General features: G+C 47.8%; 7 protein-coding genes. 4 read left to right on the top strand and 3 right to left on the bottom strand.

The window, feature by feature from the left end; translation table 11 throughout:
- Positions 1-1,444: cytochrome P450 (locus ACTG33_RS14970; protein WP_439136030.1), on the bottom strand; the 1,444-nt coding region annotated here is incomplete at its 3' end.
- A 166-nt stretch (positions 1,445-1,610) separates the two neighbouring features.
- Between ACTG33_RS14970 and ACTG33_RS14965 the strand changes: the two genes are divergently transcribed.
- On the top strand, positions 1,611-2,243 hold the full coding sequence (locus tag ACTG33_RS14965) for a TetR/AcrR family transcriptional regulator (protein ID WP_439136029.1): 633 nt from the start codon (positions 1,611-1,613) through the stop codon (positions 2,241-2,243).
- Between the two features lie 83 nt (positions 2,244-2,326).
- Here ACTG33_RS14965 and ACTG33_RS14960 read toward each other — a convergent pair whose 3' ends face one another.
- The gene (locus ACTG33_RS14960; RefSeq protein ID WP_439136028.1) at positions 2,327-2,473 is read right to left on the bottom strand and encodes a hypothetical protein; all 147 of its coding nucleotides are present in this window, start codon (positions 2,471-2,473) and stop codon (positions 2,327-2,329) included.
- A gap of 40 nt (positions 2,474-2,513) precedes the next feature.
- Entirely contained in the window at positions 2,514-4,037 is a 1,524-nt protein-coding gene (locus ACTG33_RS14955) for a sulfatase family protein (RefSeq protein ID WP_439136027.1), read from the bottom strand.
- Positions 4,038-4,392: 355 nt separating this feature from the next.
- On the opposite strand from ACTG33_RS14955, the gene ACTG33_RS14950 reads away from it, so the two are divergent.
- The 3 genes from ACTG33_RS14950 to ACTG33_RS14940 all read left to right on the top strand — a co-directional run bounded on the left by ACTG33_RS14950 (position 4,393) and on the right by ACTG33_RS14940 (position 7,674).
- Positions 4,393-5,652, top strand: a complete 1,260-nt coding sequence (locus ACTG33_RS14950; protein ID WP_439136026.1) for an Nramp family divalent metal transporter — start codon at positions 4,393-4,395, stop codon at positions 5,650-5,652.
- Positions 5,653-6,082: 430 nt separating this feature from the next.
- Positions 6,083-6,775, top strand: coding sequence for a hypothetical protein (locus tag ACTG33_RS14945; protein WP_439136025.1), 693 nt, complete (start codon positions 6,083-6,085; stop codon positions 6,773-6,775).
- Between the two features lie 134 nt (positions 6,776-6,909).
- Positions 6,910-7,674, top strand: a complete 765-nt coding sequence (locus ACTG33_RS14940) for an FKBP-type peptidyl-prolyl cis-trans isomerase (protein ID WP_439136024.1) — start codon at positions 6,910-6,912, stop codon at positions 7,672-7,674.
- The last annotated feature ends 203 nt before the right edge of the window (positions 7,675-7,877 follow it).

Here is a 7,877-nt window from a genome sequence, read left to right as displayed (position 1 = left end):
TCACCCAGGTCACATCCCCGGTTTTAGGATCGTAGTTAATCTCTCCTACAACGGTTGTTGTACCATCACCGGTTTGTGTCCCACCCAAGACAGCATTGTCTGTGGCCAGATTAAGTACGCTGTCCATAGGGCCTGTCGGCCCCTTCACGGTGATAACCCATTCCCCATCCAGAGATTCCGGAGCCGACGCGGATTGATTGAGTTTAGCTTCTGTTTGTTCGACGATTCTGTCTCTGATTGCCTGTTTACCTTTGGCGTTGACATAAGCCGGTAAAGTATCCCAACCCCGCACTGTCGAAGTAGACAGCAAACTGGCATTTTCCAAATCGATATCCCACTCTGGAATACGTTTCAGCCACTCCTCCACAACGATGCGACCTTCCATTCGTGCCAACACATTCCCTATACAGGTATGAATACCAAAACCAAAGGTTGTGTGCCCAGGCCTGCGGCCACGGTGTATATCGAAACTGTCCGGATTGGTAAACATGTCTTCATCGTGGTTGGCTGCGCCGATCAAAAACAGAATGGCGCTGCCTGCCGGAACCGTTTGGCCGTAATACTCGACGTCTTGCGTAACGTATCGTCCAACATGAGGCCCGGGCGGTTCCAGACGAAGCACTTCTTCAATAGCGTCTGGTATCAATTCGGGCTTTTGCACCAGTTCACGACGCTGATCCGGGTGCTCGGCCAGAGTCTTGGCGATCCAGCCAATGAGGCGATTAGTCGTTTCATTGCCAGCGCCAGCCAACACATTAAAAAACGTAATTAACTCATCGCGGGTTAATTTACGCAATGTGCCGGTATCGTCCGTGAATTCCACATTCATCAATTCAGTCGTGACATCATCGCTGGGGTTATTAATCCGCCAGTCAATGTACTCGCCAAAGCTTTGCTCCAGCTGCAAGCCGTCTCCATAATCGAGCGGCTTACCTTCATCGGTACGCATCTTGGCATCGGTAATTTCGCGCACTGACTGTAAATCCTGCTCGGGAATCCCCAAGAGCATGCCAATAACCCGCATCGGCAGCTCGCGCCCGATGTCGGCAATGACATCAAACTCATCACGATCAACCAGCGGATCCAGCACCTTACCTGCCAACTCTCGAATCTTGGGTTCCAGGGCAAACATTCTGCGGGGCGTAAACAAACGCTGGGCAATTTGACGATACATCGTGTGTCGAGGCTGATCTTCAAAGACAAACGTCCCGGGAGGCATTTCAATATTGGATTTAATCAGTTCAAGAATCGCACCGCGGGCAGAGCTAAACGTCTTGTGATCGGACAAGCCTTTGCGAACATCGTCATAGCGGCTAACCGCATAGAAATCGTATTGCGAGTTGTAGTAAAGAGGAGCCTCTTCTCGCAATCGCCGATACACTGGATAGGGATTCTCAACGATCTCTCGTAAATAAGGATCGTAATAAACTGCATCATCTTTCATACCGCCACCTTTTTTATAATTGGAGTGTGACTGCAAAGAGCATTAAACAGCACTGATGCTCAATCTTTAGACGATCATAGCCCCCCGCTCCAATTCATGTCAACACTGTGACACCAATTAAAGTTCTGCTAATATGCGAGTATCTGAGCGAACTCACTGAATGGCTATGCCGATGACAGCAGACAGCACTGAACAGAGCAAACCCACAAAACGACGCTACAACAGTCCCGTACGGGCACGCCAGGCCGCCGAAACCCGTCATAAGTTGATTGAGGCAGGAGTCAAACTGGTTCAAAGCTTCCCGGACTGGGACTGGAAAAATCTAACCTTTAAAGCCGTTGGCCAAAAAGCGGGGATCAGCGAAAGAACCGCTTATCGTCATTTCTCTACGGAGCAGCAATTGCGAGAGGCGGTCATGGAGTATCTGGTCAGCGATTCCGGGATTAATCTGGAAGGCCTGGAGCTCAGTAACTTCGGCGATACCACCGGAAGAATATTCAGTTACCTGTCTTCTTTTGCAGTGAACCCGCAACTGGTGAAAGATCCAACTTTGGCCAATATCGATCAACAACGGCGTAGCGCCCTATTGAATGCCGTCACCCGTGCAGCACCTTCGTGGTCAGACGACGATCAAAAAAACGTGGCAGCCTCATTGGACACCCTCTGGGACACGCCGCCCTTTGAACGTATGATTGCCGCTTGGGACTTTGAACCAGAGCGCGCTTCAAGAACCATTCGCTGGATGATTGGATTGATTGAAGATGCTGTTAAAAACGGTAACAAGCCGGGCGCAGATTAATCCCACCCAGCTGGTTGATGCGGGAGTTGGTAATCGCATTAGTTTATGTCAACGTTAAGGAAACCAGATTACACAGAATCGCTTTACATGTAATCAATCACCTCCTGCATCTCCTGACCTTGCCAAAAATTTAAAAACACAGACATAATCAGTAACTGTGAACGCCCCCGTTCCGGCACCTTGGCCAGAACTAACTTTGGAGCATCGAGCAACCAGGCTAATCCCATCATGCCTACACAAATTTTCAGATGAGGCTTCAACAGCGGTAAGTCAATCGTTCCTCCGCCAGCCTCGCAGGTTGTCCCTCATTTCTTCCTGTTTGTCTTCAAACACTTGACGCAATCGTGTTAATACCTCCGGGTAACGCTCAGATACGTCATAGGTTTCGTAGGGGTCTTCCTGAAGATCAAACAACCATTCTTTCTGCGGCACACCCACCCACACGGGTGTCTCATCGGTACCGTACTTCATATTTGCAGGAGCGCGATATTTAAAACGCTGGTCACGCACTGAAAACAAGGTCTCACCATCGTAAAAGTATAAATAGTCATGGGCCTCCGCTACCTTTTGAGCAGATTCACTATATGGTGTCTGACCAGTTAATAGCGGAAGCATGCTGCGACCATCCAGCATCCTGTCCTCGGGTGCGGGCAGGTTCAAGAGATCAAGAACGGTTGGTACCAGATCAATACCAGAGGCCATGCTCGTCTCAATGCGATTGCCAGGAATACTTTCTGGCCAGTAAGCCAAGAAAGGCACTCGCATCCCGCCTTCGAACGTACTGCCCTTACGGCCTCTCAGACTTCCTGTGCTGCCCAAAAACCAGGGGCCGTTGTCAGAGGTAACCACGATTAACGTATTCTCCAGCTTGCCAGTACGCTCAAGCGCTTGGAGCATTTCACCTATGCCATCATCCAGCTCTTCAATGACATCGCCGTACAAACCTGCATCCGATTGCCCCAAACGTTCATCACGCACAGCCAACGGATCATGGGGAAAATTATGAGCCAGATAGAGAAAGAATGGCTGTTCACCGGAAGACTCAATAACCTTAACAACTTCCTCACTGTATCGCTCTGACAAGTAGCGTTGATCCACCGGAGCAAGCACTTCTTTTTCAGTATTACGATACAGTTCAAACGGCTCCATATCATTACTGTAAAGAGAGCCAAAAAACTGATCAAACCCAAAGTCATTCGGCAATGAAGGACTCCGATCTCCCATATGCCACTTACCGACCATAGCGGTGGAATAGCCGGCAGACTTTAGAATTTCGGGCAACGTGATCTCTTCAGCCGGCAGACGCCCATTGGCATTTGGATTAAGGACTCGTCCCATGAACAGCTCGGTAGCGGAGTCAGTAGGAAAGACGACATAAGGCAGGCCTGCACGGGCAGGGATGCGCCCCGTCAGATACCCTGCTCGGGCAGGCGTACATACAGGCGCCGGAGAATAAAAATCTGTAAAACTGACCCCTTCCTGAGCCAAACGATCAAGGCTAGGGGTATTAATCAGCTCCTGGTTCAAAGCTCCGATACCAATATCTCCCAGCCCCAGATCATCGTATAAAACGAAAATAATATTGGGTCTGGCCTCATTATCCGAGGTTGGTTGACGGACAACTTCACTCAATTGCTTCAGATAGGCCTGTTTGCTGTCTAACTGCGGTTGTAAATCAACCTGCTCATAACTGACGATACGATAAACCACAAATATAGCGATCGCTAATAACAGTAAAATCAGAGTGTGAAGAAGAGAAACGAGACTGAAACGAGCATAGCGTATTAAGGACATCACCGGATTCCGCGTTATTATTTTATACAATCGGTTAATGTACCCTATACGACACTATCCAGCCAAATACGCAGCACCAACAAATAGGCATGAAATCAACTTGAGGCTTGATACTACTCGTTCAAGAAAGTTTGTCTTCAGTAAATAGCAAAAAGCGTACTCGAAGTATCAAATCGACAGCTTGGCTGAACTATCGATTTTACGTGAAGCTCTGTTAGTCGATTTAATTTTAGACGTTTTTTAATGAGAATCTGAAACCCATTACACCTGCCCCCAGTGATGAGGATTGTGAAAACAACCGTGTAAACCTGATAACATATCGCTGCCCCGACCCATGACAAATAAGAATACTGACATGACTGCTATAAAGCCTAAACCATCAGCATCTCCAGCACCCCGTCTGCACTGGCGATTGATAGGGCCTGGACTGATCGCCGCAGCAACAGGCGTCGGCGCTGGTGATCTGGTTGCGACCCTGGTCGCTGGTAGCCTCTACGGATATCAATTGATTTGGGCTGCCGTACTGGGTTGCCTGCTGAAAATCATTTTGGTCGAGGGGGTGGGACGCTGGACACTGGCCAGCGGGCAGACGCTATTTCATGGATGGCGCTCTCTTGGGCGCTGGGCCTCCATCTACTTTGGGATTTACATCGTCCTCTGGGGCTTTGTGTATGGTGCCACCGCCATGAGTTCCACCGCCCTGCCCCTTGCCGCTCTGTTTCCTGAAGTTGACCTAAAAATATTTGCCATTGCATCTGGGCTGCTAGGTTTGACCCTTGTGTGGTTTGGCTCCTATGTGTTTTTTGAACGCTTGATCGCTCTATTGGTCGGGGTCATGTTTTTCGCTGTTGTTGGCTCTGCGGTCATGACCCTGCCCAACCTGCAAGGTATTAGCCATGGCTTGGTACCCAGCTTGCCCGAAGGCTCTCTATTTTATGTGTTGGGACTGGCTGGTGGTGTAGGTGGAAGCATTACGTTGGCGGCATACGGTTATTGGATTCGTGAAAAAGGATGGCGTCAACCGGGGTGGATGCGTGTGATGCGTATCGACAATGGTTTTGCCTATTTTATGACCGGAGTTTTTGTCGTATCCATGTTAATTGTTGGGTCAGAATTATTGCACTCCGCCAATATTGCCCTCTCCAGCGGCTCACGTGGGTTACTGGATCTGGCTCAGGTACTCGAAGAACGCTATGGCCGTACTTGGTCTGTTATCTTTCTTATTGGCTTTTGGGCATCTTCCTTTTCATCTTTACTCGGTGTTTGGCATGGCGTGAGTCTGATGTTCGCGGATTTTGTAGCGCATCTTCTCTCGCCAAACGCTGATGATTCAGCTCCTCAAATGAATACCAAACACGCAAAGTGGTATATGTTATGGCTGACATTCCCGTCTATGGCTCTCTTGTTTATGGACCGTCCGTTTATGCTGATCGTGGGCTACGGTGTGCTGGGCGCATTATTCATGCCCTTTTTGGCGGCAACCTTACTGATATTGTTGAATCGACACAGCCTCCCTCAGCAATGGCGTAACCGCTGGTTCAGCAACGGGCTACTCACCATGACCTGTCTGATCTTTGCCGTATTGGGGCTTCAACAGCTCTTGAGATTTTTGTAACACATAATCACACAGGCAAATCCAGTTAGCAGAGTGTTCCACCACTCTGTGGCCAAGCTCACTCAAAACCTGTCATTTATAACATCATAAAACTCACCCCGTCATAACAAATCTGACACTCCGTCAGAGATTCAGTCCATTAATACCAATACGAGGAATAGTGAGATTAATTGGCTCTCATTGATTCAATGGTATTTTCTGAGAACTTGTAATGACTCGAGTTTTGTTTATATCAGCCTTTTCGTAACTTCGTGTGATAGCAAGGGTTAGAACTAGCTTCTAGAATCGCTTCAACTTGCTGCAAAGACTGACTTTATCAGAGCGCAAGTGTTGTCCAGTAAGTGCTCCTAGCTGTCATATTGGATCCTTACTTTTCAAATGTAGAGTTAGAAACATAACTATCTATAACTTATAACAAAAGGTTGTTTTCATGAAAATTTCTAATATCGCAAAAATCGCGGGTCTTACCGCAACTTTGGTATCTGGATTCATGGCTTCCGGATCAGTCTTCGCTGGCGGACTCGGCGGTGATTGTAGCGTTAGCCGTGAATCAGGCTCTGGTGCTGTGTTCTATGTACCACGTGGTGGTGACGGAAATTACAACATCATCGGCTGGGGTAACGGCACAGGTGGTACTTCTAGTACCTACCGAGGTTTGCTGGAAGCTACAGCAGAAGAGTGTATCCTGGTAGCCGCAGCCACAACTGCGAACTCCGGTACCGGTAGAGAAGTTGAAAGCGCTGTAAATCAGGCTAAAAGCCGTTACCGCAACATTGTCGGTTCAGATCCAAAAGTTTGTACTTCTGGTCATTCACAAGGCGGCGGCGGTTCTTTTAACGCTGCAAACCGTCTGGGCGCAGAGTGCGTTATTGCTGTTCAGCCTGATACTGTTTACACCACCAGCATTTATCGTCCTGTAGCCAGCAACGTTGATGTTGTTTGTATCTTCAGTACTGGTGACACTCTGGCACCTGCACTGCCTTTCAACGCCGGCAACTGCCGTGCAAACTCAACTCGTTATTCACAAGAGCTAACTTCAGGCACCCACTTCGCTCCAATGTCTGGTGATGGTGGCGCACCTGGCGATGCAATGCGTGATTACGCCAACCGTTGGTTGAACTAATCGCTTATTGATCATCACTCTAAAAGCCTCAACGATATGTTGAGGCTTTTTCTTATTTGACCAAAAACCTAATTCACAAAAGCATCAGAACCACCTCTTTTAGAAGAATAATATTAATACGTTGAGGATATTTCATGAAACGTTACACAATTGCTCTCGCGATTATGGTTATGAGCGCAACGCTTATGAGCACTCACAGTCAACACGCTCAAGCCAAAGGATCTATACAGCCAGAACAAGACCAAATAATAGAGTCCTCCGAGCAATTGCGTCATCTCAAAACGTTAACCGATCGATTTAGCTACGCCTATGGCGCAGATTTAGCGGAAAAGTTCAAAGTAGAAGGCATTGAACTGAATATCGATGTCATGGCTACCGCCATGCAAGATGTCTTTATTGGTGACGGCACCAAGATGTCTAACGGGGAAATTGCCTCTACCATGGAGATGTACAGAAAGGTCCATATTAAAAAGAAAGAAGAAGAACGGGCAATAGCCGGTGAAAAAAATAAAAAAGAAGGCGCGATCTTCTTAGCGGATAACGCCAAAAAACCTGGTGTAACAACGACAGAAAGCGGTTTGCAATACCGTATCATTAACAAAGGAAGTGGCGGTCAAACCCCAACAGAAGACGATGAAGTAAAAGTGAATTATCGAGGCACCTTCATTGACGGCACAGAATTTGATAGCACCTACAGTCGCAATGAAGCTTTTAGCGTCAAAGCAAAAGCCTTGATTGATGGTTGGGCTGAAGCCCTTCAAATGATGACAGAAGGCTCCAAGTGGGAATTGTATATCCCTGCTGAGCTGGCCTACGGCGAACGGGGTTCATCCCCCTATATTGGCCCTAATGCCGTGTTAATCTTTGAAGTGGAATTGCTCGATATCGAGAAAGGTTAATACCTTCGGCGAAAATGTCTTAAGGTCTTAGGAATCAGACAGTTGCAAATTTATTCCTAAGACCCAGATCCAATACCTCACGCCTGATTACAGAGAGCAACAGCTGAGTTTTCATTTCGCCTGTCGAACTCCAGTACGCTTTAAGTTTCCAGTACGCTTTAAGTTCAGAACGCTATTTATCAGTGTGAACGGCCCTGGTTAAC

Origin of the sequence: Pseudomaricurvus sp. (genome assembly GCF_965662505.1) — a bacterium.
Lineage (GTDB): Bacteria > Pseudomonadota > Gammaproteobacteria > Pseudomonadales > Cellvibrionaceae > Pseudomaricurvus.
This window is presented reverse-complemented; position numbering and strand designations above follow the sequence as displayed.

What these genes read in the sequence shown, in the direction of transcription:
- ACTG33_RS14950 (WP_439136026.1), top strand. Translation starts at nt 4,393, where the DNA reads ATGACTGCTATAAAGCCTAAACCATCAGCATCTCCAGCACCCCGTCTG.
- ACTG33_RS14940 (WP_439136024.1), top strand. Translation starts at nt 6,910, where the DNA reads ATGAAACGTTACACAATTGCTCTCGCGATTATGGTTATGAGCGCAACG.
- ACTG33_RS14955 (WP_439136027.1), bottom strand. Translation starts at nt 4,037, where the DNA reads ATGTCCTTAATACGCTATGCTCGTTTCAGTCTCGTTTCTCTTCTTCAC.
- ACTG33_RS14965 (WP_439136029.1), top strand. Translation starts at nt 1,611, where the DNA reads ATGCCGATGACAGCAGACAGCACTGAACAGAGCAAACCCACAAAACGA.
- ACTG33_RS14960 (WP_439136028.1), bottom strand. Translation starts at nt 2,473, where the DNA reads ATGATGGGATTAGCCTGGTTGCTCGATGCTCCAAAGTTAGTTCTGGCC.
- ACTG33_RS14945 (WP_439136025.1), top strand. Translation starts at nt 6,083, where the DNA reads ATGAAAATTTCTAATATCGCAAAAATCGCGGGTCTTACCGCAACTTTG.